The 24,092-nt window shown below is 68.5% G+C and carries 24 protein-coding genes; 2 read left to right on the forward strand and 22 right to left on the reverse strand.

Annotated elements, in window-relative coordinates:
* Nucleotides 1-129 precede the first annotated feature (129 nt).
* From ACFC09_RS09220 to ACFC09_RS09290, 15 genes are all read right to left on the reverse strand, one after another.
* A complete protein-coding gene (locus ACFC09_RS09220; protein WP_376525247.1) occupies nucleotides 130-750 on the reverse strand; it encodes an ATP/GTP-binding protein in 621 nt (206 codons plus the stop codon).
* Nucleotides 731-1,153, reverse strand: coding sequence for a DUF742 domain-containing protein (locus ACFC09_RS09225; protein WP_376525249.1), 423 nt, complete (start codon nucleotides 1,151-1,153; stop codon nucleotides 731-733). The genes ACFC09_RS09220 and ACFC09_RS09225 overlap by 20 nt, the downstream gene beginning before the upstream one ends.
* Complete coding sequence (locus ACFC09_RS09230; RefSeq protein WP_376525250.1) at nucleotides 1,150-1,557, reverse strand: roadblock/LC7 domain-containing protein; 408 nt, start codon at nucleotides 1,555-1,557, stop codon at nucleotides 1,150-1,152. The genes ACFC09_RS09225 and ACFC09_RS09230 overlap by 4 nt, the downstream gene beginning before the upstream one ends.
* Nucleotides 1,554-3,185, reverse strand: a complete 1,632-nt coding sequence (locus ACFC09_RS09235) for an ATP-binding protein (RefSeq protein ID WP_376525251.1) — start codon at nucleotides 3,183-3,185, stop codon at nucleotides 1,554-1,556. The genes ACFC09_RS09230 and ACFC09_RS09235 overlap by 4 nt, the downstream gene beginning before the upstream one ends.
* A gap of 587 nt (nucleotides 3,186-3,772) precedes the next feature.
* On the reverse strand, nucleotides 3,773-6,625 hold the full coding sequence (locus tag ACFC09_RS09240; protein WP_376525253.1) for a DEAD/DEAH box helicase: 2,853 nt from the start codon (nucleotides 6,623-6,625) through the stop codon (nucleotides 3,773-3,775).
* 104 nt (nucleotides 6,626-6,729) lie between these two features.
* Nucleotides 6,730-7,677 carry a twin-arginine translocase subunit TatC gene (tatC, locus tag ACFC09_RS09245; protein ID WP_376525255.1) on the reverse strand — a complete coding sequence of 316 codons (948 nt, stop codon included), beginning with the start codon at nucleotides 7,675-7,677 and terminating at the stop codon, nucleotides 6,730-6,732.
* A gap of 47 nt (nucleotides 7,678-7,724) precedes the next feature.
* Complete coding sequence (gene tatA / locus ACFC09_RS09250) at nucleotides 7,725-8,009, reverse strand: Sec-independent protein translocase subunit TatA (protein WP_376525256.1); 285 nt, start codon at nucleotides 8,007-8,009, stop codon at nucleotides 7,725-7,727.
* A gap of 258 nt (nucleotides 8,010-8,267) precedes the next feature.
* Nucleotides 8,268-8,462, reverse strand: a complete 195-nt coding sequence (locus tag ACFC09_RS09255) for a hypothetical protein (protein WP_376525257.1) — start codon at nucleotides 8,460-8,462, stop codon at nucleotides 8,268-8,270.
* A 10-nt stretch (nucleotides 8,463-8,472) separates the two neighbouring features.
* Complete coding sequence (locus ACFC09_RS09260; protein WP_376525375.1) at nucleotides 8,473-8,733, reverse strand: hypothetical protein; 261 nt, start codon at nucleotides 8,731-8,733, stop codon at nucleotides 8,473-8,475.
* Between the two features lie 171 nt (nucleotides 8,734-8,904).
* Nucleotides 8,905-9,954: a helix-turn-helix transcriptional regulator gene (locus tag ACFC09_RS09265; protein ID WP_376525258.1), complete on the reverse strand. Its 1,050-nt coding sequence runs from the start codon at nucleotides 9,952-9,954 to the stop codon at nucleotides 8,905-8,907.
* A gap of 19 nt (nucleotides 9,955-9,973) precedes the next feature.
* Nucleotides 9,974-10,948, reverse strand: a complete 975-nt coding sequence (locus ACFC09_RS09270; RefSeq protein WP_376525260.1) for a helix-turn-helix transcriptional regulator — start codon at nucleotides 10,946-10,948, stop codon at nucleotides 9,974-9,976.
* A 119-nt stretch (nucleotides 10,949-11,067) separates the two neighbouring features.
* A complete protein-coding gene (locus ACFC09_RS09275; protein ID WP_376525261.1) occupies nucleotides 11,068-11,442 on the reverse strand; it encodes an FKBP-type peptidyl-prolyl cis-trans isomerase in 375 nt (124 codons plus the stop codon).
* 92 nt (nucleotides 11,443-11,534) lie between these two features.
* Nucleotides 11,535-12,545, reverse strand: coding sequence for an FKBP-type peptidyl-prolyl cis-trans isomerase (locus tag ACFC09_RS09280; protein WP_376525263.1), 1,011 nt, complete (start codon nucleotides 12,543-12,545; stop codon nucleotides 11,535-11,537).
* A gap of 161 nt (nucleotides 12,546-12,706) precedes the next feature.
* Nucleotides 12,707-14,068 (reverse strand): Pup--protein ligase, encoded by a 1,362-nt coding sequence (gene pafA, locus ACFC09_RS09285; protein ID WP_376525264.1) that lies wholly within the window; start codon nucleotides 14,066-14,068, stop codon nucleotides 12,707-12,709.
* 9 nt (nucleotides 14,069-14,077) lie between these two features.
* Nucleotides 14,078-15,337 carry an MFS transporter gene (locus ACFC09_RS09290; protein ID WP_376525266.1) on the reverse strand — a complete coding sequence of 420 codons (1,260 nt, stop codon included), beginning with the start codon at nucleotides 15,335-15,337 and terminating at the stop codon, nucleotides 14,078-14,080.
* A 130-nt stretch (nucleotides 15,338-15,467) separates the two neighbouring features.
* On the opposite strand from ACFC09_RS09290, the gene ACFC09_RS09295 reads away from it, so the two are divergent.
* Nucleotides 15,468-16,484, forward strand: coding sequence for a LacI family DNA-binding transcriptional regulator (locus tag ACFC09_RS09295; protein ID WP_376525267.1), 1,017 nt, complete (start codon nucleotides 15,468-15,470; stop codon nucleotides 16,482-16,484).
* A 100-nt stretch (nucleotides 16,485-16,584) separates the two neighbouring features.
* Here the strand turns inward: ACFC09_RS09295 and prcA are convergent, their stop codons facing one another.
* The 6 genes from prcA to arc form a co-directional block, all read right to left on the reverse strand.
* Nucleotides 16,585-17,340: a proteasome subunit alpha gene (prcA, locus tag ACFC09_RS09300; protein ID WP_376525269.1), complete on the reverse strand. Its 756-nt coding sequence runs from the start codon at nucleotides 17,338-17,340 to the stop codon at nucleotides 16,585-16,587.
* Nucleotides 17,341-17,394: 54 nt separating this feature from the next.
* The gene (gene prcB, locus ACFC09_RS09305) at nucleotides 17,395-18,240 is read right to left on the reverse strand and encodes a proteasome subunit beta (RefSeq protein WP_376525271.1); all 846 of its coding nucleotides are present in this window, start codon (nucleotides 18,238-18,240) and stop codon (nucleotides 17,395-17,397) included.
* Nucleotides 18,192-18,704: an endonuclease VII domain-containing protein gene (locus ACFC09_RS09310; RefSeq protein WP_376525273.1), complete on the reverse strand. Its 513-nt coding sequence runs from the start codon at nucleotides 18,702-18,704 to the stop codon at nucleotides 18,192-18,194. The genes prcB and ACFC09_RS09310 overlap by 49 nt, the downstream gene beginning before the upstream one ends.
* Nucleotides 18,705-18,825: 121 nt before the next feature.
* Nucleotides 18,826-19,044, reverse strand: coding sequence for a ubiquitin-like protein Pup (locus ACFC09_RS09315; RefSeq protein ID WP_376525275.1), 219 nt, complete (start codon nucleotides 19,042-19,044; stop codon nucleotides 18,826-18,828).
* Nucleotides 19,045-19,232: 188 nt separating this feature from the next.
* Nucleotides 19,233-20,744: a depupylase/deamidase Dop gene (dop, locus tag ACFC09_RS09320; protein ID WP_376525276.1), complete on the reverse strand. Its 1,512-nt coding sequence runs from the start codon at nucleotides 20,742-20,744 to the stop codon at nucleotides 19,233-19,235.
* A 231-nt stretch (nucleotides 20,745-20,975) separates the two neighbouring features.
* On the reverse strand, nucleotides 20,976-22,742 hold the full coding sequence (gene arc / locus ACFC09_RS09325; RefSeq protein WP_376525278.1) for a proteasome ATPase: 1,767 nt from the start codon (nucleotides 22,740-22,742) through the stop codon (nucleotides 20,976-20,978).
* Between the two features lie 242 nt (nucleotides 22,743-22,984).
* Between arc and ACFC09_RS09330 the strand changes: the two genes are divergently transcribed.
* Nucleotides 22,985-23,290, forward strand: a complete 306-nt coding sequence (locus ACFC09_RS09330) for a ferredoxin (protein ID WP_376525279.1) — start codon at nucleotides 22,985-22,987, stop codon at nucleotides 23,288-23,290.
* 62 nt (nucleotides 23,291-23,352) lie between these two features.
* Here ACFC09_RS09330 and ACFC09_RS09335 read toward each other — a convergent pair whose 3' ends face one another.
* Complete coding sequence (locus ACFC09_RS09335) at nucleotides 23,353-23,922, reverse strand: hypothetical protein (protein ID WP_376525281.1); 570 nt, start codon at nucleotides 23,920-23,922, stop codon at nucleotides 23,353-23,355.
* Between the last annotated feature and the right edge of the window lie 170 nt (nucleotides 23,923-24,092).

Consider the following 24,092-nt stretch of genomic DNA (forward strand, 5'->3'; position numbering starts at 1 on the left):
GCTCCGAAACTGAAGTGGATCCGAGGTAACGGGGTCGGAATAACGGGGCCGGAGATAACGGGCCGGAGATGACGGGCCGGAGATGACGGGCCGGAGATGACGGGATGTCAGGGGATCGGCCGGTGCGGTTCAGGTGAGCGCACCGGTCATGGCGAGCGAGTGCAGGAACCGCATCAGGGTCATCAGCACGTCGCGGCTGGAGGCCCGGCGGCGCACGTCGCACTCCACGAGGGGGATCTCCGGGGGGAGGTCGAGCGCCGTGCGCAGTTCCTCCATCGGGTAACGGGGCGCGTCCGGAAAGGAGTTGATGGCGACGACGAAGGGCACGCCGCGTTCCTCCAGACGCCCTATGACGTCGAAGCTGACCTCCAGGCGCCGGGTGTCGACGAGCACGACCGCGCCGAGGGCCCCCTCGAACAGCCCGTTCCACAGGAACCAGAAGCGTTCCTGGCCAGGCGTGCCGAAGAGGTACAGCACCAGCTTCTCGGTGATGCTGATCCGGCCGAAGTCCATCGCGACGGTCGTGGCCGTCTTGGAGTCGGAGCCGTAGTTGTCGTCGACACCGACGCCGGCCTGCGTCATGGTCTCCTCGGTGGTCAGCGGTCTGATCTCGCTGACCGACCCGACCATGGTCGTCTTGCCGACGCCGAAACCGCCCACGATGACGATCTTCACCGCGGCCTGAGCGGTCTGCGGGAGATGGTCCTCGGTGCGCGGGCCGGGGATGGTGTCAGAGCTTTTGAAGTCCATGCATCACCGCTTCGAGGAGTGACCGGTCAGGGCGCGCCTGGCGGGCGATCGGCGCGCGCGCCTGCACCAGTCCGTCCGTGATCAGCTCGGTGATCAGTACGGTCATCGCGCTGAACGGAAGGCTGAGATAGGCCGAGAGTTCGGCCACCGACAAGGGGGCGGTGCACAACCGGAGCAGCGTGGCCTGCTCCGGCGGGACGGACGGCGGCGGGTCGGAGCGCGCCACGATCAGGGTCACCAGATCGAGTTCGGCGCGGCCGCCGTCAGCGGCACCGGTGATCACGTACAGCCGCTCGGGATTCTTCGACCGGCCCTGTTCGCCGCCGTCGGCGCCAGCGGCCGGTCTGGGGGTCGGCGGCGGTTCCTGCTGTGGCCGGCGCCGTTTGCGTCGCGGAGGAGTCATACGGTCTGCCCGTTGCGCCGGGGCGGGCTCGTCAGGTGGGCGCCGATCCGGACGACGAGGTCGCGCATCCGGTTGCTCATCCGGCCGGGTTCGCAGACCACGTCGGCGAGGACGGCCAGGTAGGCGTTGGCCCCCGCGGCCATGAGGTAGAAGTAGCCGCCGTCGATCTCGATGACGACGAGTTTCATCTCGCCGCTGCTGCCCGGGAGTTCCTGGGCCACGGCGCCCGCCAGGCTCTGTACGCCCGCGCAGGCCGCGGCGAGCCGGTCGGCGGAGTCGGGTTCGCCGCCGTGGCGGGCGATGCGCAGCCCGTCGGCCGAGAGCACCACGATCATCTCGATGCCTGGTACGCCGTCGGCGAGTTCCTTGAGCATCCAGTCGAAGTTGGCTCGCTGCTGGATCACTTGAGGTCCCCCTCGTCGTCGGCCTCGCTGTGGGCCGGTTTGTCGATCAGATGCAGGTATGCGGTCGGGTTGCGCGTGAAGTCGGTGGGGTGGACGCCTTCGTTGTCCTTCTTCAGCCCCTCCCAGAAGGCTTCCACCCACAGTCCGGGTTCCCGGTTCTTCAACTTCTCGCGCTCGGGGTCCGCCTCGGGCTCGGGCCTGGGCTGGGACCAGATGGTCGGCCTGCCCTCGCGCTCCGCCCGTTCGATGGCGGCCTCCTCGGCGAGCCGCTGGCTGAGCGGGACCTTCACCTTGCTGCGGCGCTGCGGCAGGCCGTTCGCCGTCCACTCGGTGACCTCGGGTACGTCGTCCTCCATCGAGATCCCGGCGGGGATGCGCGGGCTGGTGGGACGGCGCTTCTTGGGCGGGCGCTTGGGACCCTCCAGGGCGCCGAGTTCGGCCTTGGGCACCGCGGTGGCGCCGATGCCGTGGGCGAGTCCGGGTGCGGGCTCGGTCGTCATCATGTTGCTCGGCACGATGAGCACGGCCCGGACCCCGCCGTACGCCGAGGCACGCAGCGAGACCTGCATGTCGTACGTCGAGCAGAGCCGGCCGACGACGGCCAGGCCCAGGCGCGGGCTCTCGCCGAGGTCCTCCAGGTCGACGCCGGCCTTGGCGCGCTCCAGCATGCCCTCGACCCGTGCGCGGGCCTCCTCGCTGAGGCTGACGCCGCCGTCCTCGATCTCGATGGCGACGCCGGTCTGCACCTCGACCGCGGTCACGTGGACCTTGGTCTGCGGTGGTGAGTAGCGGGTGGCGTTGTCGAGGAGTTCGGCGGCGGCGTGGATGACCGGCTCGACGCAGGTGCCCTTGATGTTGACCTTCGCGATGGAGGCCAGTTCGATGCGCCGGTACTCCAGGATCCGGGACATGGCGCCGCGCAGCACACTGTAGAGGGCCACCGGGTTGGGCCACTGGCGGCCGGGGCGGCCGCCGCCGAGCACGGAGATCGAGTCGGCGAGCCGGCCGATCAGCGCGGTGCCGTGGTCGATGCGCAGCAGGTCGTCGAAGACCTCGGGGTTGCGGCCGTGGTCCTCCTCCATCTCCCGGAGTTCCTTGGCCTGCTGGTGGACGATGGCCTGCACGCGCTGCGCGATGTTGACGAAGGAGCGCTGCGCCGCGTCGCGCATGGACTCCTCGGCGTCCACCACCTTGAGCACGAGACGCAGCAGGTCGCGCTGCGATTCGGGGAGGTGCCGGAGGTCGGGGTCGGCGTCGAGGACGGAGTGGATCACCTCGTGGGGGGATTCTCCGTGGCGCAGCCGGTACAGCGCGGTGGGGACGATGTCCCTGGCGAGCCGGACGATCTCCTCGTCGTGTGCGGCGATGCGCCGCTCCAAGTGCGCGGCGTGACGGGCGTGTTCGGCCCGTGCGGCGCGGAGGTGGCGCCCGCGCCGTACCGCTTCTGCCGCCGTCGCGGTCACCAGCACGGTGGCGACGGCTCCGCACCAGCCGACGGCGGTCCGGGCCGGCCCCGTCACCAGGGCGACGGCGGCTCCGGTCGCCGCGGCCATCAGTATGGCCGGCAGCAGCAGTGTCAACGCTGGGGGAAGTTCACGGCCACCGGGAGGCGATTGCACACTCACCATGTATGCCCTCTGAAAATCGGCTGGGTGTCGGGGGAGCTTTCGGGGGGAAGAGTCATGGAACTATCCGGGATCTTCCGTACCATTGGGAACAAGCGCACGAATTACCTCAACTCGGTGCGCCGCGGGCGAGCTTAGTCCGACCGGATCAACGCCGTGTCATATTCAGCAACCGCCTGAAATCCCCCGCGGGACAGGAGTACCCTCAACCTCATTTGCACGCTGCGAACTCACCCGAACACAAGGAGTGAGCACACGCAGGCATACGAAACCCCACCACCCTGACCGGCCCGGAGAGACCACCCACCCCAAGGGGGCGCGGGGAACTACGCGACCAGCGCCCCGCCACCGCAAAGGAGCACGAGAACGTGCACGCCAAGCCCCCACCCACCTAAAAGGGGCGCGGGGAACTGCGCGACCAGCCCCCACCCACCCGCACCCACCTCACGCCCCGACCACCCACCCCCCTCCTAGGGGCGCGGGGAACTGCGCAAACACCCCCACCGCCCCGCGCCCACACAACAACACTCACCCCATCCCCAGGGGCGCGGGGAACTGCGCAAACCACCCCGCACCCCCGGAGGGACCCGTCACCCCACGGACGAGTACGCCACAACCCCCCGCAGCAACTGGTCAACCGCCTTACGCGCACTCTTGGCCACCGTCGAGCCCTCCGCAGGAGCAGCCGCCGAGATCTGGCCGAGGACATCGATGACCTGCTTGCACCACCGCACGAAGTCACCCGCCGGCATCTCCGCCTCGCGCAACACCTCGTCGAGGCCCGTACCGGAGGCCCACATATAGGCGGCCCAGGCGAAACCGAGGTCGGGCTCGCGCTGTCCCACCCCCTCGCTCTGGGTGATCCGGAACTCCTCCTCCAGGCCGTCGAGCCGACCCCAGATCCGCACCATCTCACCGAGCGCGGCCTTCGCCCGGCCCGAGGGCACCCGCGGCGACAGCGCGTCGTCACCGACGCGCGACTCGTACACCAACGCCGAGACGCAGGCCGCGAGTTCCGCGGGGCCCAGTCCCTCCCAGACCCCCTCGCGCAGGCACTCGCTGGCCAGCAGGTCCAGCTCGCCGTACAGCCGGGCGAGGCGCTTGCCGTCGTCGGTGACCTCGTCGCCGCGCAGGTAGTCGAGTTCGGTCAGCAGCGCCACGATCCGGTCGAAGGTCCGCGCGATCGTGTTCGTACGCCCCTCGATACGGCGCTCCAGCTGCGAGGTGTCACGCAGCAGCCGGTGGTAGCGCTCGGCCCAACGGGCGTGGTCCTCACGGTCGTTGCAGCCGTGGCAGGGGTGGGCGCGGATCGCGGTGCGCAGCCGGGCGATCTCCCGGTCGTCGGCGGCCTGCGACCGCTTCTTGCGGTGCCGCTCCGGCGGGATGTGCCCGGCCCTGCTGCGCAGCGCGGAGGCGAGGTCCCGGCGGGACTGCGGGGAGCGCGGGTTGAACGTCTTCGGGATACGCATCCGTTCGAGCGGCTCCACCGGCACCGGGAAGTCGATCGACGCCAGCCGTTTGACCTGCCGCTCGACGGTGAGGACCAGCGGGCGCGGCCCGTCGTGGTACTCGACGCCGCGGTGGCCGCCCGAGCGCCCGGCGGGCAGACCCGGGTCGAGGACCAGGGCCAGGCCCGCGTACTTGCCGGTCGGCACGTGGATGACGTCTCCGGGCCTGAGCTTCTCCAGCGCGACGGACGCCTCCGCGCGCCGCTGGGTGGCGCCCTGCCGGGCCAGTTCGGTCTCCCGGTCCTTCAGTTCGCGGCGCAGCCGCGCGTACTCCTCGAAGTCGCCGAGGTGGCAGATCATGGACTCCTTGTAGCCCGCGAGTCCTTCCTCGTTGCGCTGCACCTGCCGGGAGATACCGACGACCGACCGGTCCGCCTGGAACTGCGCGAAGGACGTCTCCAGCAGTTCGCGCGAGCGGTGCCGCCCGAACTGGTCGACCAGGTTGACCGCCATGTTGTACGACGGCTTGAAGCTGGAGCGCAGCGGATAGGTACGGGTGCCCGCCAGACCCGCGAGGTGCTCGGGGCTCATGCCCCGCTGCCACAGCACGACCGCGTGACCCTCGACATCGATGCCACGGCGCCCCGCCCGGCCGGTGAGCTGTGTGTACTCGCCTGGGGTGATGTCGGCGTGCTGCTCGCCGTTCCACTTGACGAGTTTCTCCAGCACCACCGACCGCGCGGGCATGTTGATACCGAGCGCAAGGGTCTCGGTGGCGAAGACGGCCTTCACCAGACCGCGTACGAACAGTTCTTCGACGACTTCCTTGAAGGTCGGGAGCATGCCCGCGTGGTGGGCGGCGATGCCGCGTTCCAGGCCCTCCAGCCATTCGTAGTAGCCGAGGACGTGCAGGTCCTCGCGGGGGATGGAGGCGGTGCGCTCCTCGACGAGGTCGTGCACCCGCTGCCGGGCCTCGTCGTCGTTGAGCCGCAGTCCCGCGTGCAGGCACTGCTGGACGGCGGACTCGCAGGCGGCGCGGCTGAAGATGAAGGTGATCGCGGGCAGCAGGCCCTCGGAGTCCAGCCGCTCGATGACCTCGGGGCGGCCCGGGGTCCACAGTCGGGAACGCTGCCGCCGCTCGCGCTCGCGGTCCGCCTCGCGCATCGCCCGGCCGCGTCTGCGGTCCTGGTAGGACGGCCGGCCGGCCTCCGTACGGGCGAGCCGGACGAGGTCGGGATTGACCGCCCTCTTGTGGCCGTCGCCCTCCTCGAACAGGTCGTACATCCGGCGTCCGGCGAGCACGTGCTGGAACAGCGGCACCGGCCGGTGCTCGGAGACGATGACCTCGGTGTCACCGCGGACGGTGTCCAGCCAGTCGCCGAACTCCTCCGCGTTGGACACGGTGGCCGACAGCGAGACGAGGGTGACGGACTCGGGCAGGTGGATGATGACCTCCTCCCACACGGCGCCGCGGAAGCGGTCGGAGAGGTAGTGCACCTCGTCCATGACCACATGGCCCAGGCCGAGAAGGGTCCGGGAGCCCGCGTACAGCATGTTCCGCAGCACCTCGGTGGTCATCACGACCACCGGGGCGTCGGAGTTGACGCTGTTGTCGCCGGTGAGGAGGCCGACCTTGTCCGCGCCGTAGCGGCGGCACAGGTCGGCGTACTTCTGGTTCGACAGCGCCTTGATGGGTGTCGTGTAGAAGCACTTCCGGCCCTGTTGCAGGGCGAGATGGACGGCGAACTCGCCCACGATCGTCTTGCCCGAGCCGGTGGGGGCGGCCACCAGCACGCCCTTGCCGGCCTCAAGCGCCTGGCACGCCTCGATCTGGAAGGGGTCGAGGCCGAAGTCGTACATCTCGCGGAAGGAGGCGAGCGCGGTGGCCTGCTCGGCAGCACGCCTGCGGGCTGCCGCATACCGCTCGGCCGGTGAGAGGTCCTCTGTCATCGTGCTTTCGAGCGTACCGGGCCGCACTGACAACAGGACGATCATTATCCGGAATGCGGGATGTACGCCGGGCGCGCCGCAGCGCCGCACACGCCGGTGCCCGCGCCGTCCACGGGCGCGGGCACCTCACCGGTCGCGGTGTGCGACGGTCAGGTCACGTCGTCGTAGCCGTTGACCCGGTCCGTGCTCGCCCGTTCGGGCAGCGCCCGGCTGGCGGAGACCCGCTCGGCATCGCCGATGTCCTCGGGCGTGAGGTCCAGGTCGGACGCCTCGTCGTCGGCTGGGCCCTCGGCATCGCGTCGCTGCTTGCGCCTGTCGTTGAGCAGGGAGAACCCGACCGCGGCGAAGTACAGCACCCAGATCGGTCCGGCGAGCGACATCATGGAGAGGGGATCGGTGCTCGGTGTGGCCACGGCCGCGAAGACCGTGATGCCCAGGATCATGGCCCGCCACCAGCCGAGCATGCGCTTGCCGCTGAGCACACCGGTGAGATTGAGCATGATCAGCAGCAGGGGCAGCTCGAAGGACAGGCCGAAGACGACCACCATGCGGGTGACGAGCTGGAGCAGGTCGTCCAGCGGCAGCAGGTTCTCGACGTCCTTCGGGGTGAAGCCGATCAGCACCTTCGCGGTGGTGGGCAGCACCCGGTAGGCGAAGTAGGCGCCACCGAGAAAGAGCGGGACACCGGTGCCCACGAACGCGTACGCGTACTTCTTCTCGTGCCGGTGCAGTCCGGGTGCGACGAACGCCCACAGCTGGTAGAGCCAGACCGGCGAGGCGACCACGATGCCCGCCATCAGGGAGACCTGGAGGGCCAGCGTGAACGGAGCGAGGAGGCCGTTGATCGTGATCCGCGCGCACTGGGAGCTGTCGCTGGACCTGGCCAGTTCCTCGAAGGACTTCCCGCAGCCGACCGAGTCGAGGACCGGCTTGGTGAGGAAGTTGATGATGTCGTTGTAGAAGAAGGCGGCGACGACCGTGACGACGATGATGGCCAGCATCGCCTTCGCAAGCCGGTTGCGCAGCTCACGAAGGTGATCCGCAAGGGGCATCCGCCCCTCGGGATCCTTCTCCTTGTTGCGGGCAGGCTTGGGCAACCCACGTCCTCATCTCGTGCGGCAGGCCGGAGCGGTCCGGCCTTGCGTCAGCGCTTGGTGGTGTCCGTCGGCTCGGTGACCGGTCGCGAGCTGGTCACGTCGCCGGGAGCGGCCTGGATGGTGCGCTGAGCCGAGGACTGCTCGTCGGAGCTGGGCGTCTGGGCGGCGGTGCTGTTGCCGCCGTCCTCCTTCATCGCCTTCGCCTCGCTCTTGAGGATGCGAGCGGACTTCCCGAGCGAGCGGGCCATGTCCGGAAGCTTCTTCGCGCCGAACAGCAGGACGATGACGACGAGGATGAGAATGATCTCGGGGGCTCCGAGCCTTCCGAACATAAGTCTTTACCTTCTCACCGAGGCGGCTGGGTGGGTGCTGTCCAATCCCTCGGACATCTGTCCGAGGGACCGATCTGGCAGCGATCGTAACGCTCAGGGGTAAACGCGAGGCAATCCCTGTGCGTACTCCCGGTCCGCGGTACGGGCCTCGTTCTGCGCACCGCGACCAGCAGCGTACCTGCCGGAACGGGCAGCATGACAGGGCGAAGTGACGCAAAGCGCTTCCGGTCCGCGGGGGACAGCCGCCTCCCAGGGGTCTCACAGCGAGTCCACCGCGCGGGACGCGCTGACCGCCGCCCGTTCCAGATCCTCGGCCGCCCGGTTGATCCGGCGCGCCGAATCCTCGACCTGCCGGGCCAGACCCCGCGCCTCCAGGAAGACCCGGACCGCGAGCACACCCAGAACGGCGAGACCCACGAACCCCATGGCTACCGCGAACATCGCCCAGAACATGGCGTCGAGCCTAGACCGTGGAGTGCAGCCGCAGTGTCTTGACCCCACCGCCGGTCAGCAGCTCGACGACACGTTCACCCGCGGGCTTGCGCACCGAGGCGCCGCACTCCGGACAGGTGAAGGAGTAGAACGTCGTACGGCTGGTCGCGCCGATGGCGAGCCGCAGGGCACTCGCGGAGAGCTCGAAGCGGCCCCGGCAGTCCGGGCAGCCGGCTCTGAACACCACGGGAGTCACGCTTCGCATGCCCGCGAAGGCGGCCGCTACCGTCATTTCCCCCGCACCGGACACCGGAGACTCGCTCAAAGTCCCTCCTCACTTCGTGGTCGATCGCCTTCGGGGCGTCACCGCCCGATACCGCGGGAACTCCGCTCCCGGCGCGCCGGCCGCCACGCGACGACCCGGCGGCACCGGGCACGTCCCCGCGGCTCACTCCGCCCTGTCTTACAGCCCGTCCCGCCGCGAATTCGTCACACCACGCGGCACCGCCTGCGAGACGTCCCGCTCCGTGTCCACCCCGTCGTACCCCGCGAGCGCCGCGCGGGCGGCCTGCCGGGCACTGTCGGCCAGGTCGGACGGCGAGACGATCCGGCCGTCGCGGCCCAGCCGCAGCGCCAGCCGTCTCAGCGATGCCGGATCAGGGGTGCGCAAGACGATGCGCAGCCCGCCGTCGGGAAGCTCGTCCGCGCTGTCGTGCGGGTAGTACTCGGCGACCCAGCGGCCGCCCGGACCGACCTCCACGACGACTTCAGGGTCCTCGGCGGCCGGCTGCACCAGCCCCTCCGACAGGTCCCGCAGCTCGACCTCCGGCGGCGCGGACGGCTCATCGAGGATCTTGATCTCGGCGACCCTGTCCAGCCGGAAGGTACGGCGCGCCTCGGAACGGCGGCACCACGCCTCCACATAGGTGTGGCCGACGCTGACCAGGCGGATCGGGTCGATCTCCCGCTCGGTGACCTCGTCACGGGCCGGTGAGTAGTAGCGGATCCACAACCGGCGCCGCTCCGAGATCGCCCGGTCGACGTCGGCGAAGACACCGCCCTCGGACTCGAAGGTGACCGAGAGCCGGGAACTGGCGCCCGCCGCCTCACCGGCCGCACCCTCCACCTTGGCGGTGGCCCGCAGCAGCGCCTGCCGGTCGCTCTCCCGCAGCCCCGGCAGCGTGGCCACCGCACGCGCCGCGACCAGCAGCGCGGTCGCCTCGTCCGCGGCCAGCCGCAGCGGCTCCGCCGCCTCCGCGCCGAGGGCGGCAGGATTGTGCCACCAGATGCGCTCGCCGTCCGTGTCGATGTCCAGCAGATCACCGCCGCGGAAACTGGTCCCGCACATCGGCAGCACATCGAGGTCCGAGACCAACTCGTCCTCGGTGATGCCGAAGGCCCGCGCGACGTCCGCGACCCGCGCGCCGGGCCGCTCCCGCAGATACGTCACCAGGGAGAGCATCCGCCGAGTCTGGTCGATGGCGTTCACAGCCCTGACAGGTTTGCCTGCCACTGTCCTGCTCCTCCCCCGCTCAGCCCTTGGCCACGGCACGCAGCCGGTCCACCACGTCGGCCCGCAACTCGGCCGGCTCCAGGACCACCACGTCGGGCCCGAACTCCACCAGCCAGGCGTCCAGACCGTGCCCGTACGGAATCTCCAACTCGTCCCAGCCGTCACCGAGTTCCCGGACCTTGGTGGCCTTCGCCCGAAGGGGGTACCCGGCGCCCGAACGCAACCGGATCAGCGCCGAGCGGTCGGCGACCTCACCCGCCCAGGTCGCGACGGTCTCACGCACCGTCACGACGTCCGGGACCGGGGCGGTGAAGCCGCTCCCGCGCGAGCGCACCCGGCCGGTGATCCGGGACAACCGGAACACCCGCTCCGCACCCCGGTCACGGTCCCAGCCCGCGAGGTACCAGTGGCCGCGCCAGCACTCCAGCGCCCACGGCTCCACATGCCGCGCCTCCGGGTGGGCGGCGGTCGCCTTGCGATAGTCGAAGATCACCGGACGGCGGTCGCGGCAGGCCAGCATCAGCGGTTCGAAAGCGGCCTCGTGCACCGGAATGCGCGGCTCCAGCGCACCGTGCGCCTCGTACGGGTCGACGTCCTCGGGCAGCCCCGCCGCACGCAGCTTCTGCAGGGCGCCACTGGCCGCTCCGGCGAGCCGGGCCTGCTGCCACACCTTGGCGGCAAGACCCAGCGCGGCGGCCTCCTCGGCGTCCAGCGTGATCGGCGGCAGCCGGTTGCTGTCACGGCGGGCCAGATAGCCGACCTCGCCGTCGAGATTCTCGACGGTCTCGATGACCAGGCCCAGCTCGCGCAGATCGTCCTTGTCCCGCTCGAACATCCGGCTGAACGAATCGTCACCGGCGGCGCCCTTCCCCGGCCCGAAAGCCTCGACGTAAGCCTCGATGGACTCCCGCAGCTCACGCTTGCTGAGCGGCCGCCGCGTCCCGAGCAGACACAGCGCCAGATTCATCAGCCGCTCGGCCTTGGCAATGGCCATCGACGCCCTTCGCCTCCCTGTGGTGCCTACGATCGACGACCGTACCGCTCCGCGGGGTCGCGGCAAAAGCCGAGGGTCCGCGCCCAGCCCGGGCACGGACCCTCCATGATCGGATCCGGTCAGACCGCGACCAGGTCACAGACGAAGATCAGCGTCTCGCCGGGGGCGATCCGACCGCCGCCGGCACCGCGGTCACCGTAGGCCAGGTGCGCCGGAATGGTCAGCTGACGCCGGCCGCCGACCTTCATACCCTGCACGCCCTGGTCCCAGCCCGCGATGACCTGGCCGGCACCCAGCTGGAACCGCAGCGGAGCGCCACGGTTCCAGGACGCGTCGAACTCCTCGCCGGTGGAGAAGGCCACGCCCACGTAGTGCACGGAGACGGTGTCGCCGGCCTTGGCCTGAGGACCGTCGCCCTCCCAGATGTCCTTGATCTCAAGGTCCGCCGGGGGCTCGCCGCCCGGGAAGTCGACCTCGGGCTTGTCGATGCTCACGTCTCTAGCTCCTGCTTGTGTACGACACGGAACGCGGACAGTCTGTCATCCCCGGCCCCCGCCCGCCCGCCGCGGGCCGGACGGACCAGCCGTCACATCGCCGCCAGGATGTCCACGGAGAACACCAGCGTGGAACCCTTCTTGACGACACCACCGCTCGGCGGCGTGTCACCGTAGGCCAGCTCCGGGGGCACCACCACGAGCACCCGGCTGCCGACCTTCTTGCCGGTCAGGCCCTGCGACAGCCCCTTGACGACCTGCTCCATCTGCTGCAACGAGAACTGGCTGAGCCGGCCCGTGCCATAGGTCTGCTCGAATGCCTTGCCGCTGTCCCAGACCTCGCCCTTGAACTGGCACAGGACCGTCTGCTCCGGCTTGAGCTCGGCGCCGTCGCCCTCCAGGACGTAGTTCGACACCAGCTTCCCGGGCGGCGACGACTTCGGGATCTCGATGGAGGGCGCGTTGCCGTCCGTGTTCGTGCCGATCTTCGGCAGGGCCGTGTCGGTCTGCGGCACGGCCTCGCCCTGCGCGGAACTCTTGGCGTTGTAGGTGTCCAGCAGATCCACGACGAACACCAGCGTGTCCGTACCCTTGATACCCGCCTGCTCATTGCCCGACGAGCCGTAACCCCAGGTCGGCGGCACCGCCATCGCCACCCTGCTGCCGACCTTCCGGCCCGCCAGCGCATACCGCCAGCCGTCGATGACACTGCCCTCGGCCAACTGGAGCACCAGCGGGGTCTTACGGTCGTAGGAATTGTCGAAGACCTTCGCCGTGGACCAGATCTGGCCCAGGTAGTGCGCCTGGACGAAGTCGTTCTCCGCGACCGTGCGGCCGCTGCCCGCGATCACCGTCTTCACCGCGAGGTCCTTCGACGGCTCCCCCGGCCCCTTGGCCACCGTCGGCTTCTCACCGAACTTCGTCCCCGCGGTGATCGCCGGCAGCGGCCCGTCCACGAGCTTCGGCGGCGGCACGGACGACCCCGACGCCGACGGCGACGGTGACGCCCCCGCATCGCTGGCATCGGACTTGCCGTCACCGCACCCGGCGAGCGTGACCAGTCCGGCGGGTACGGCAGCGAGGAGAAGTGAGCGTCGGCGCACGGTGGGGGCCTCGTAATCGGTCGATCTTGCGGATGGCGTGCGCGCGCAACTCTACGGCGAACCAAGGGCGCCGTACGGGAAAACGTACGGCGCCCGTGTGGCGTTCCACCGAGGCCCCCCGTTCGAATGAAGTCGAACGGGGGAACACCCGGACACATCACTCACATACCGGCGATGAGCTTCTCCACCCGGTCGTCCACCGAACGGAACGGGTCCTTGCACAACACCGTGCGCTGAGCCTGGTCATTGAGCTTCAGGTGCACCCAGTCGACCGTGAAATCACGGCGCTGCTCCTGGGCCCGCCGGATGAAGTCACCGCGCAGCCGGGCCCGAGTGGTCTGCGGCGGAACCGACTTGCCCTCGAAGATCTTCAGATCGTTGCAGATCCGGGCCGCCTGGCCCTTCTTCTCCAGCAAGTAGTACAAGCCACGACGACGGTGGATGTCGTGGTAGGCGAGGTCTATCTGCGCGACCCGCGGATGGGACATGGTCATGTTGTGCTTGGCCCGGTACCGCTCGATGAGCTTGTACTTCATCACCCAGTCGATCTCGGTCGCGATCCGGTCCAGGTCCTCCGCCTCGATCGCGTCGAGCGTACGACCCCACAGCTCCAGCACCTGTTCCACCGTGCCGGTGCGGATACCGCGGCGCTCACAGAAGTCCAGAGCCTTCTCGTAGTACTCGCGCTGCACCTCCAGCGCCGACGCCTCCCGGCCACTGGCCAGACGCACCTTGCGCCGACCCGTGATGTCGTGACTGACCTCGCGGATCGCCCGGATGGGATTCTCCAGCGTCAGATCACGCATCACCGTGCCCGCCTCGATCATGCGCAGCACCAGATCGGTCGCCCCGACCTTCAGCAACATGGTCGTCTCGGACATGTTCGAATCGCCCACGATGACATGCAGACGGCGGTAACGCTCCGCGTCCGCATGCGGCTCGTCACGCGTGTTGATGATCGGCCGGGAACGCGTCGTCGCCGACGACACACCCTCCCAGATGTGCTCCGCCCGCTGACTCACGCAGTACACCGCACCGCGCGGCGTCTGCAGCACCTTGCCCGCGCCGCACAACAACTGCCGCGTGACCAGGAACGGAATGAGGATGTCCGCGAGCCGGGAGAACTCCCCGTGCCGCGCCACCAGATAGTTCTCGTGGCAACCATAGGAGTTGCCCGCCGAGTCCGTGTTGTTCTTGAACAGGTAGACGTCGCCCGCGATTCCCTCCTCGTGCAGGCGGCGCTCCGCGTCCACCAGAAGTCCTTCGAGAATGCGCTCCCCGGCCTTGTCATGAGTGACCAGTTCGATCACATTGTCACATTCGGGTGTCGCGTATTCCGGATGTGACCCCACGTCGAGATACAGCCGGGCCCCGTTGCGCAGAAACACATTGCTGCTACGGCCCCATGACACGACACGGCGGAAGAGGTACCGCGCCACCTCGTCAGGTGACAGGCGGCGCTGTCCCCTGAACGTGCACGTGACGCCGTACTCGTTCTCCAGCCCGAAAATGCGGCGGTCCATGACTGAACATTACGCCCGATCCCCCGAGCTGAAACGAGGTTCGACAGCACGATTTGGATCATTTTCCGAAGCCGACGCAACCACCCCTCCCCCAGCGGGAAGTGCGAGGACCCGTCCACCCGCCAGCAGAACCAGCAAGGACACGGCCCCCGCGGCCCCCGGCACCACGAACCCCCACAGCGCACCACCGGCCTCCACCACCGGACCCGCCACCCCCGTTCCCACCGAAGAACCCACTGTGAACGTCGTCACAAGCCAGGAGAACGCCTCGGTGACCGTTCCGCTCGGCGCATGCCGGTCGACGATGACGAACGCACACGCCAGACACGGCGCGAGAAACACCCCCGCCACCACCGTGAGGGACACCATCGCCACCACACCCGGCATCAGCGTCAACGGCAGATAACACACCGCCAGAAACGCCACCAGCACCCGCAGCCGCCGCTCCGGCACACCACCCCACTGCCGCGCCCCGTACACCGTGCCCCCGACCAGCGCACCGAGCCCCAGGCCAGCCATCAGCCAGCCGTACACCGCGTCCCCGCCGTGACCGTCGGCATAGGACACCGAAGCCACCGTGATCGAGCCGAGCGCCATCCCCACGAACAGGAACGCACCGAGCAGCACCAGCAGCCCCGGCGACCGCAGCGCACCCAGCCAGTGCGCCGCACGCGGCGCGGAACGCCACGCACGCGACGGCGGCGACACCGCCACCGACAGCGCCCCGAGCACCCCCAGCGCGTTCACCACCAGCACCGCCGCCCGCTCCGACCACACCGACACACAGAGCGTGACCAGCAGCGGACCGACCGTGAACATCACCTCCTGGGCAACCGCGTCCATCGCATACGCCGTATGCACCTGCTCCTCACGACGCAGCACCAAGGGCCACAGGGCACGCAGCCCGCCCTCCAGAGGCGGCGTGAACAGCCCCGCGGCCGCCACCGCCCCGTACGCCAGAGGCAGCGGATCCAGGCCGCAGAAGGCGAACACCGCCATCGACGCGGCCGACAACACCGCCGCCGGCAACTGGACCCGGGGCTGCCCGCGCAGATCGACCAGCCGCCCCAGAACCGGCTGCCCGACGGCATTGGCCACCCCGTAGACCGCCGCCAGCACACCCGCCAGGCTGTAGGTCCCGCCCTCCGCACGCACGAACAGCACCAGCGCGATCGCCGCCGTGGCATTCGGCAGCCGTCCCACCAGCGTGCCGGCCAGCAGCCTGGCCGCGTGTCTCGCCCTGAGGATCTCCAGGTATCCCGCGGCCATCCCCTGCCCTCCAACGGTTCGCCCGAACTGCGCCCACGCAGTCAAGTGTTACGTATAACGTCCGCCGTCATACGTACCATGAGCGCTGTTCACCCGTCCAGACGACCAGCCCAAGAGGAGCGCACCCACGGTGCCCCGCAGCAGCACCCGCCCCACCAGCCGCGACGTCGCCCAGGCCGCCGGCGTCTCCCAGGCAGCCGTCTCCCTCGTCCTCGGCGACAAATGGCACGGCCGGGTCTCCCCCGCCACCGCCCAACGCGTGCGCGACGCCGCCCACCGACTCGGCTACCGACCCAACCTCGCCGCCCGCAACCTCCGCCTCGGCCACACCCGCACCGTGCTCCTCGTCGTCCCCGCCCTCACCACCGAATTCTTCGCCGGCGTCTACACAGGAGCAGCCCGCATCGCCGCCCAGCACGGCTTCGGCGTGGTCCTCTACCCCTCCCCCGAAGGCATCGGCCCCGCCCGCAACCCCTTCGCCTCCGCACAAGCCGCCCTCGACGGCATCATCGCCTCCTCCATGGCCGCCGACGCCCTCACCGCCATCCGCGGCGACCAGCTCCCCCTCGTCATGCTCGACAGCGACCCCGAAGGCAGCCTCGGCGCCGCGACGGTCAACCTCGACATCGCCGACGGCACCCGCCAGATCGCCGACCACCTGCTCGGCCTCGGACACCGCCGCTTCCTCCACCTCGCCGCCGACGTACCCTCCTGGACCTTCGACGTACGCGCACGCGAACTCGCCGCCCGCACCGCGACCGTCCCCGGAACCGACGTACGGACCATCCGCGCACCCCTCTCCATCGAGGACGCCACAACCGCCACCGAGACCGCCCTCGCCACCCCCGGCCCCCACCCCACCGCCCTCGTCTGCGACGACGACAAACTCGCCGCAGGCGCCTACAAAGCCCTACGCCGCCACGGCCTGCGCGTCCCCACCGACGTCTCCGTCACCGGCATCGACGACCTCGCCCTCGCCACCGCCATCGACCCCGAACTGACCACCGTGCGACTCGACGCGGAACTCTTCGGCGAACGCGGCATGCAAGCCCTCCTGGCCGTCCTGGACGACCGCGCACCCGACCGGACCGACATCCCCGTCCACCTGGTGGTACGCGGCTCCACAGCCCCACCCGGACACACCTGACAGCCACCCCGCCCCCAGCAACGCCCCGGGCCGGAAACACACCGCGCCCCGGCCGCGGAGCGGGCCAGGGCGCGTGAACGAACAACAGGACGGGCGCGACCTACTTCTTCCCGTCGCCGTCCGCCTCCTCGGCGCTCTCCGCCTCCGTGGCGGCACCGTCCGCCTCCAGCAGACGCGACAACTGCCCGCCACCGATCCGCTTGAACTTACGCTGCTGCGGCCGCGTACGATCCAGCACCGCCACCTCCAGCCGCTCGGCCGGAATCTCCCGCTCACTGCCGTTCGTGTCACGGGACAGCGCCTGCACCGCCAGCTTCAGCGCCTCCGCCAAGCTCATGCCGTCACGATGCCGCTGATCCAGGAAACTACCGATCTGCTCCGCATTGCCACCCACCGCGACCGAACCGTGCTCATCCACGATCGAACCGTCATGCGGCAACCGATAGATCTGATCACCCTCCGGAGTCTCCCCGACCTCCGCCACGACCAACTCCACCTCGTACGGCTTCTCAGCCGCACTGGAGAAGATCGTGCCCAACGTCTGCGCATAGACATTGGCCAGACCACGCGCGGTCACATCATCCCGGTCGTACGTGTAACCACGCAGATCCGCGTAACGCACACCACCGATACGAAGGTTCTCGTACTCGTTGTACTTACCGGCGGCCGCGAAACCGATCCGGTCATAGATCTCGCTGAACTTGTGCAGCGCACGGGACGGGTTCTCACCGACGAACACGATGCCGTCGGCATACTGCAGCACAACCAGGCTGCGGCCACGAGCGATGCCCTTGCGGGCGTACTCCGCCCGGTCGGCCATCGCCTGCTGAGGTGAGACATAGAACGGCGTCGACACCGGTTATCCGTCCCTTTCTGTCGAAGTCACTGGATCACCTTGCAAAAACCACGGCTACAGCAGCGCGGCCCGCGGACCGTCCGGCTGCTCCAGACGCCGCTCCAGCACCGAGCGGGCGATCCCGGAGGACTCGTCCTCCGTCAGCCGGCGGAAACCGTCCTCGGTGATCACGGTGACGATCGGGTAGATCCGGCGGGCGACATCGGGACCACCGGTCGCCGAGTCGTCGTCTGCCGCGTCGTACAGGGCCTGCACCACGAGGGTCGTGGCCTGCTCCTCGTTCAGATCGTCACGGAACAGCTTCTTCATCGCACCCCGCGCGAAGACCGAACCGGAACCCGTCGACGCATAGCCGTGCTCCTCGGAACGGCCACCCGTGACGTCGTAGGAGAAGATGCGGCCCTTCTCACGGTCCACGTCATAACCCGCGAACAGCGGGACCACGGCCAGACCCTGCATGGCCATGCCGAGATTGGACCGGATCATGGTCGACAGCCGGTTCGCCTTGCCCTCCAACGACAGCTGAGCGCCCTCGACCTTCTCGAAGTGCTCCAGCTCCAACTGGAAAAGCTTGACCATCTCGACGGCCAGACCGGCCGTACCGGCGATACCGACGGCCGAGTACTCGTCGGTGGGAAAGACCTTCTCGATGTCACGCTGGGCGATCACATTGCCCATCGTGGCCCGGCGGTCACCGGCCAGCACCACACCACCGGGGAAGGTCACCGCGACGATCGTCGTCCCGTGCGGCGCCTCGATCACCCCCTGCGTGGGCGGCAGCTGCCGCTTGCCGGGCAGCAGCTCCGGCTGGTGATCGCCGAGAAAGTCCATGAACGACGAGGACCCGGGCGTCAGGAAGGCAGCTGGTAGACGCCCGGTGATACGAGTGTTGGCTTCCACGCGTTTCCTTCCACGTATGCAGCAGCCCGCCTCATGACCTCGGGCTGATCCTTGAACTGCCCCAGCGCGGCGTTGCAGCTGAAGCACAGTACGCCACGGACCCTACCCGTCTCGTGGCAGTGATCCACGTGTGCGGGCGGAGCCGACAGACATATACAGCAGACGCCTTGCTGTTCAGCCACCAGCGTGTCCAGCTCTGCCGGTGTAAGCCCATACTTGCGCTTGAAGTAGCTGACGCGATTCCGCTCCGCCCGGCATGCACGGCAATAGCTGGCCCAAGCGTCCGAGGACGACTTGTTCCGCTCCCAGGCGGAGTGCGGCTTCACCTCTGCGCACTGCGGACACCGCTTGTGCCCCGGGGGCACCGAAACCTTGTCGCGAACCCGCTTCCCCTTGGCCTCCTGGCGCTGCCGGTAGTACTCGGCAGAGCACTCACGGCAGTACGCCTGGAGGCCGTCGGCCATGGCCTTGTTGCTTGCGAACGCAGAGCGCGGCAGATCTTGTCTGCACCGTGAACAGCGCCTGGACCCCAACTCGTCGCCCACTCTTGAATTACCCTGGATCACCTTCGAATCAAAGGCGAAATCACTCTCCGCCCTTCTGAACGAAGGACCTCACGAAATCCTCGGCGTTCTCTTCGAGTACATCGTCAATTTCGTCAAGAACGGAGTCCACGTCGTCACTCAGCTTCTCGTGGCGTTCCTTGAGGTCGTCGGATGCCTGCGCGTCCTGCGCCTGCTCCTCGACCTCCTCGGTGTTGCGCGTGGCCTTCTGCTGGCCGCCGCCGGTGTCCTTGGTTGCCATAACCCTCACCCCGCTCAATTCGCCCGACATGGTCGACAGGTCGGCATTCCTGCCGATCGGTGATGGTCAGACCCTACAAGCCGGGTCCGACATCGGCCCCGCAGTTTCTCCAACGTACGGGGGCCACCTCGATGATTCCCGGACACCGGGATTTCCACCCCGCCGCCCGGTGTGGGCCGCCGGCCTGCTCAGCCGCCGGAGAGGACCCTGACCAGGTCTTCTGCCGTGCGGCAGCGGTCCAGCAGTTCCTTGACGTGATTTCGCGTTCCGCGAAGCGGTTCGAGGGTTGGAACGCGTTGCAGCGAGTCCCGGCCGGGCAGGTCGAAGATCACTGAGTCCCAGGAGGCGGCGGCGACGTCGTCCGCGTACTGCTCCAGGCACCGGCCGCGGAAGTAGGCCCGCGTGTCCTCCGGCGGCTTCGTGCGGGCCCGGTCGACCTCGGTCTCGGTCAGGAGCCGCTTCATGCGCCCGCGGTCCACCAGGCGGTTGTACAGCCCCTTCTCGGCGCGTACGTCGGCGTACTGGAGGTCGACCAGGTGCAGCCGGGCGGCGTCCCAGTCCAGGTTGTCGCGGCGGCGGTAGCCCTCCATGAGTTCGCGTTTGGCGACCCAGTCGAGTTCGCCTGCGAGGCTCATGGGGTCGTTCTCCAGCCGGTTGAGGGTGTCCTCCCAGCGGGTGAGGACGTCCCTGGTCTGGTCGTCGGCATCGGCTCCGTGGCGTTCCTCCACGTATTTGCGTGCGAGTTCGTAGTACTCCATCTGGAGCTGGACGGCGGTGAGTGTCCGGCCGCTGCGGAGGGTGACGAGTCGCTTGAGTGTGGGGTCGTGGGAGACCTGGTGGAGGGTGCGTACGGGCTGGTCGACGGCCAGGTCGACGGCGATGAAGCCGTCTTCGATCATGGAGAGGACCAGGGCGGTGGTGCCGAGTTTGAGGTAGGTGGAGATTTCGGAGAGGTTGGCGTCGCCGATGATCACGTGCAGGCGCCGGTATTTCTCGGCGTCGGCGTGGGGTTCGTCGCGGGTGTTGATGATGGGGCGTTTGAGGGTGGTTTCGAGGCCGACCTCGACTTCGAAGTAGTCGGCGCGCTGGCTGAGCTGGAAGCCGTGTTCGTGGCCGTCCTGGCCGATGCCGACGCGGCCGGCTCCGGCGATGACCGGGCGGGAGACGAAGAAGGGCGTGAGGTGGCGCACGATGTCGGAGAACGGGGTTTCCCGTTTCATCAGGTAGTTCTCGTGCGTGCCGTAGGAGGCGCCTTTGTTGTCGGTGTTGTTCTTGTAGAGGTGGATGGGTTGGGCGCCGGGGAGCTGGGCGGCTCGTTCCGCGGCTTCTGCCATGATCCGTTCGCCGGCTTTGTCCCAGAGGACGGCGTCGCGTGGGTTGGTCACCTCGGGCGCGCTGTATTCGGGGTGTGCGTGGTCGACGTAGAGGCGTGCTCCGTTGGTGAGGATCACGTTGGCGAGGCCGATGTCCTCGTCGGTGAGCTGGCTGGCGTCGGCGGCTTCGCGGGCGAGGTCGAATCCTCGTGCGTCCCGGAGCGGGTTTTCTTCCTCGAAGTCCCAGCGGGCCCGGCGGGCCCGGTGCATCGCGGCCGCGTAGGCGTTGACGATCTGGGACGAGGTGAGCATGGCATTGGCGTTGGGGTGGCCGGGGACGGAGATGCCGTACTCCGTCTCGATGCCCATTACTCGCCGTACGGTCATGCGGCCCTCCTTGCCCGGCGGCACCCTCGGTCGTGGGCACCGCTCAAGTACCCGCTGGCGCTCCGGTGCGTGTGCGGTGCCCGTCCCCGCACTGCGCGACTCGGCGGTAAAAAGAGCCTAGAACGCCTTTGCGCTGGTGGGGAGATCATTTGCGTCTTTGCCTGTTCCGGCGTGGCCGGGAAAACGGACGGCTGCGGGTACCCGGTGGGGGCACCCGCAGCCGCCTGTTTTTTACAGGTACTGCCCGGTGTTTGCCACCGTATCGATGGAGCGCCCGGTGTCTGCGCCTTGCTTTCCGGTGATGAGGGTGCGGATGTAGACGATCCTTTCACCCTTCTTGCCGGAGATTCGGGCCCAGTCGTCCGGGTTGGTGGTGTTGGGTAGGTCCTCATTCTCCTTGAACTCGTCCACGCACGCCTGGAGGAGGTGGGAGACCCTGAGGCCCTTCTGCTTCTGGTCGAGGAATTCCTTGATCGCCATTTTCTTGGCGCGGCCGACGATGTTCTCGATCATGGCGCCGGAGTTGAAGTCCTTGAAGTAGAGGACTTCCTTGTCGCCGTTGGCGTAGGTGACCTCCAGGAAGCGGTTCTCCTCGGATTCGGCGTACATGTGCTCGACCGCGGTCTGGATCATGCTCTGGACCGTGGTGGCCTTGTCGCCGCCGTGTTCGCCGAGGTCGTCCGCGTGCAGCGGCAGGCGTTCGGTGAGGTACTTCTGGAAGATGTCCTTGGCCGCTTCGGCGTCCGGGCGCTCGATCTTGATCTTCACGTCGAGGCGGCCGGGCCGCAGGATGGCGGGGTCGATCATGTCCTCGCGGTTGGAGGCGCCGATCACCACGACGTTCTGCAGTCCTTCTACGCCGTCGATCTCGGCGAGCAGCTGGGGGACGATGGTGTTCTCCACGTCCGAGCTGACGCCGGAGCCGCGGGTGCGGAAGAGCGATTCCATCTCGTCGAAGAAGACGATCACGGGGGTGCCTTCGCTGGCCTTCTCCCGTGCGCGCTGGAAGACGAGGCGGATCTGCCGCTCGGTTTCGCCGACGTACTTGTTGAGCAGTTCGGGGCCCTTGATGTTCAGGAAGAAGCTCTTGCCTGCGGCCTGGCCGGTGACCTCGGCGACCTTCTTGGCCAGCGAATTCGCGACGGCTTTGGCGATGAGTGTCTTTCCGCATCCGGGGGGTCCGTAGAGCAGGACTCCCTTGGGTGGGCGCAGCTCGTGCTCTTTGAAGAGGTCGGGGTAGAGATAGGGCAGCTCGACCGCGTCGCGGATGGCTTCGATCTGGTTGCCGAGGCCGCCGATCTGCTCGTAGCCGATGTCGGGTACCTCTTCGAGGACGAGTTCTTCGACCTCGCTCTTGGGAACGACCTCGTACACATAGCCGGAGCGGGGTTCGAGCAGGAGGGCGTCGCCGGGGCGGAGGGTGACGTCCAGCAGCGGCTCGGCGAGCCGTACCACCCGTTCCTCGTCGGTGTGCCCGAGCACCAGGGCTCGCTCGCCGTCCTCCAGGACTTCCTTGAGGGTGACGATGTCCCCGACGCGCTCGAATTCCATGGCCTCGACCACGTTGAGCGCTTCGTTGAGCATTACTTCCTGGCCGCGCCGCAGGACGTCGAGGTCGACACTGGGGCTGACGTTCACGCGGAGTTTGCGGCCTCCGGTGAAGATGTCGGCGGTGCTGTCCTCGTTGGCCTGTAGGAAGACGCCGAAGCCGGCCGGTGGCTGGGCGAGCCGGTCGACCTCTTCCTTGAGGGCCACGATCTGGTCGCGGGCCTCGCGGAGTGTGTTGGCGAGTCGCTCGTTCTGTGCGGACACGCCGGCCAGGTTGGTCTGCAGCTCGACGATCCGCTCTTCGAGAATCCTCGTGTGTCGCGGAGAGTCGGCGAGCTTGCGTCGCAGGACGGCGATCTCCTGCTCAAGGTAGGCGATCTGTCCGGCAGGGTCGTCGGACCCTCGTCCCGGGCGGATGCCGCGGTTCATGTCGTCGTCGTGGGCTGCCACGGTCCTCACCTCCTCCAAGGGGAGCTGGACGCTTCCAGACCCTACCTGGGTGGGTGTCGATTGAAACCCCTAGATCACAAAGACTGTCAAGGAGTGTCCGATCTTCACCCTTGCGCTCTCCCTCACGCCAGGGGAATACCCAGCGAACATGATTGGGAAGCGGCCGGCGGTAGGGTCGAGGGGTTCAACACCCGCCAGAGCTGGCCGGATTCCCGTCGGCTCTTTCGTCAAGGGTAGGTGAGGTGACCGTGTTGCAGGAGACCCTGGGCGACGGTGAGGCGCTGGAGGTCTGGATCGATCAGGATCTGTGTACGGGGGACGGGATCTGCGTCCAGTACGCGCCTGAGGTGTTCGAGCTGGACATCGACGGTCTGGCCTACGTGAGAGGCGCCGGGGGCGAGCTGTTGTCGGCCAAGGGGGCTGTGGCCGGGGTGCCGTTGCCGCTCGTCGTGGATGTGGCGGACTCGGCGCGGGAGTGTCCGGGCGAGTGCATCCATGTGCGTCGGGTTTCGGACAGGGTCGAGGTGTACGGACCCGACGCGGAGTGACGGGAGCGCCACCCCGCGTAATGATTGTCTGATTTCTCACATTCCCACCGTAGCGGGGGTTTTCATACGCTGTGGGAGCCCACCGGGGTGGAGCGTATGAACGCGCTGCCGTTCCACTGCCACTTGGCGGGCGTCTTCACGTCCGGGCAGCAACTCGGCACGTCGGACGTGGAGTAGCCGAGCAGGGTCGCGGTGACCGCGCCGAACCGCACGGCGAAGTCGGTGACGGTGATCCGGTCCTTGGGATCGACGAGCGTGGCGACGACGCGGGGGTGCTTGTCCTTCTCGCCCTGAGTGAGGACGTACACCCCGTCGGGCGGGGTGCCCATGGGGGCGTCGCAGTGCACCACGGCGACCGTCTCGGGGCGGCCGTCGCCGTCGAGGTCTCCGCCGGCCTTCTGTTTGACGACGGCTTTCACGGGACCGCACTGGACGGGGAAGGCGACGCCCGCGGTGCTGGGCGCGGTGGCCGCGGGGTCCGGCTGTCGGCCGTCGGTGGCCTGGGCCGCCTTGGCCGAGCCGGGCTGGAGCAGCGAGGAGAGGGCCATGACACCGGCGACGGCGGTAGCGGTGGCCACCCAGTGGATGGGGCGGGTGTGGGTGTGTGCGAGTTCCGGGGCGGCGGATTGCACTAGGAGTGTCTCCTGTGAGGGCTGTGCCGGTGGGGGCTGTGCCGGTGGGGGTGGCCAGCATGGTGCCACACGTCACAGGACGGGGGAACGGCGGGGTCGGGATTCCCGTGGGGTGCTCGTCCCGCGGGGTGGCCGGCACGGATGCCGACGTGCTCCGGGGTGCTTCTTCT

The sequence above is a fragment of the Streptomyces sp. NPDC056161 genome, assembly GCF_042268025.1.
Classification (GTDB): Bacteria; Actinomycetota; Actinomycetes; order Streptomycetales; family Streptomycetaceae; genus Streptomyces.

Coding starts and splice junctions, on each gene's coding strand:
- ACFC09_RS09225 (WP_376525249.1), bottom strand. CDS start 1,153: ATGACTCCTCCGCGACGCAAACGGCGCCGGCCACAGCAGGAACCGCCG.
- tatA (WP_376525256.1), bottom strand. CDS start 8,009: ATGTTCGGAAGGCTCGGAGCCCCCGAGATCATTCTCATCCTCGTCGTC.
- dop (WP_376525276.1), bottom strand. CDS start 20,744: ATGACCGTACGGCGAGTAATGGGCATCGAGACGGAGTACGGCATCTCC.
- ACFC09_RS09260 (WP_376525375.1), bottom strand. CDS start 8,733: ATGACGGTAGCGGCCGCCTTCGCGGGCATGCGAAGCGTGACTCCCGTG.
- ACFC09_RS09220 (WP_376525247.1), bottom strand. CDS start 750: ATGGACTTCAAAAGCTCTGACACCATCCCCGGCCCGCGCACCGAGGAC.
- ACFC09_RS09290 (WP_376525266.1), bottom strand. CDS start 15,337: ATGGCCGCGGGATACCTGGAGATCCTCAGGGCGAGACACGCGGCCAGG.
- ACFC09_RS09240 (WP_376525253.1), bottom strand. CDS start 6,625: ATGATCGTCCTGTTGTCAGTGCGGCCCGGTACGCTCGAAAGCACGATG.
- pafA (WP_376525264.1), bottom strand. CDS start 14,068: ATGGACCGCCGCATTTTCGGGCTGGAGAACGAGTACGGCGTCACGTGC.
- ACFC09_RS09235 (WP_376525251.1), bottom strand. CDS start 3,185: ATGGTGAGTGTGCAATCGCCTCCCGGTGGCCGTGAACTTCCCCCAGCG.
- ACFC09_RS09270 (WP_376525260.1), bottom strand. CDS start 10,948: ATGGCCATTGCCAAGGCCGAGCGGCTGATGAATCTGGCGCTGTGTCTG.
- ACFC09_RS09255 (WP_376525257.1), bottom strand. CDS start 8,462: ATGTTCTGGGCGATGTTCGCGGTAGCCATGGGGTTCGTGGGTCTCGCC.
- ACFC09_RS09315 (WP_376525275.1), bottom strand. CDS start 19,044: ATGGCAACCAAGGACACCGGCGGCGGCCAGCAGAAGGCCACGCGCAAC.
- ACFC09_RS09310 (WP_376525273.1), bottom strand. CDS start 18,704: ATGGCCGACGGCCTCCAGGCGTACTGCCGTGAGTGCTCTGCCGAGTAC.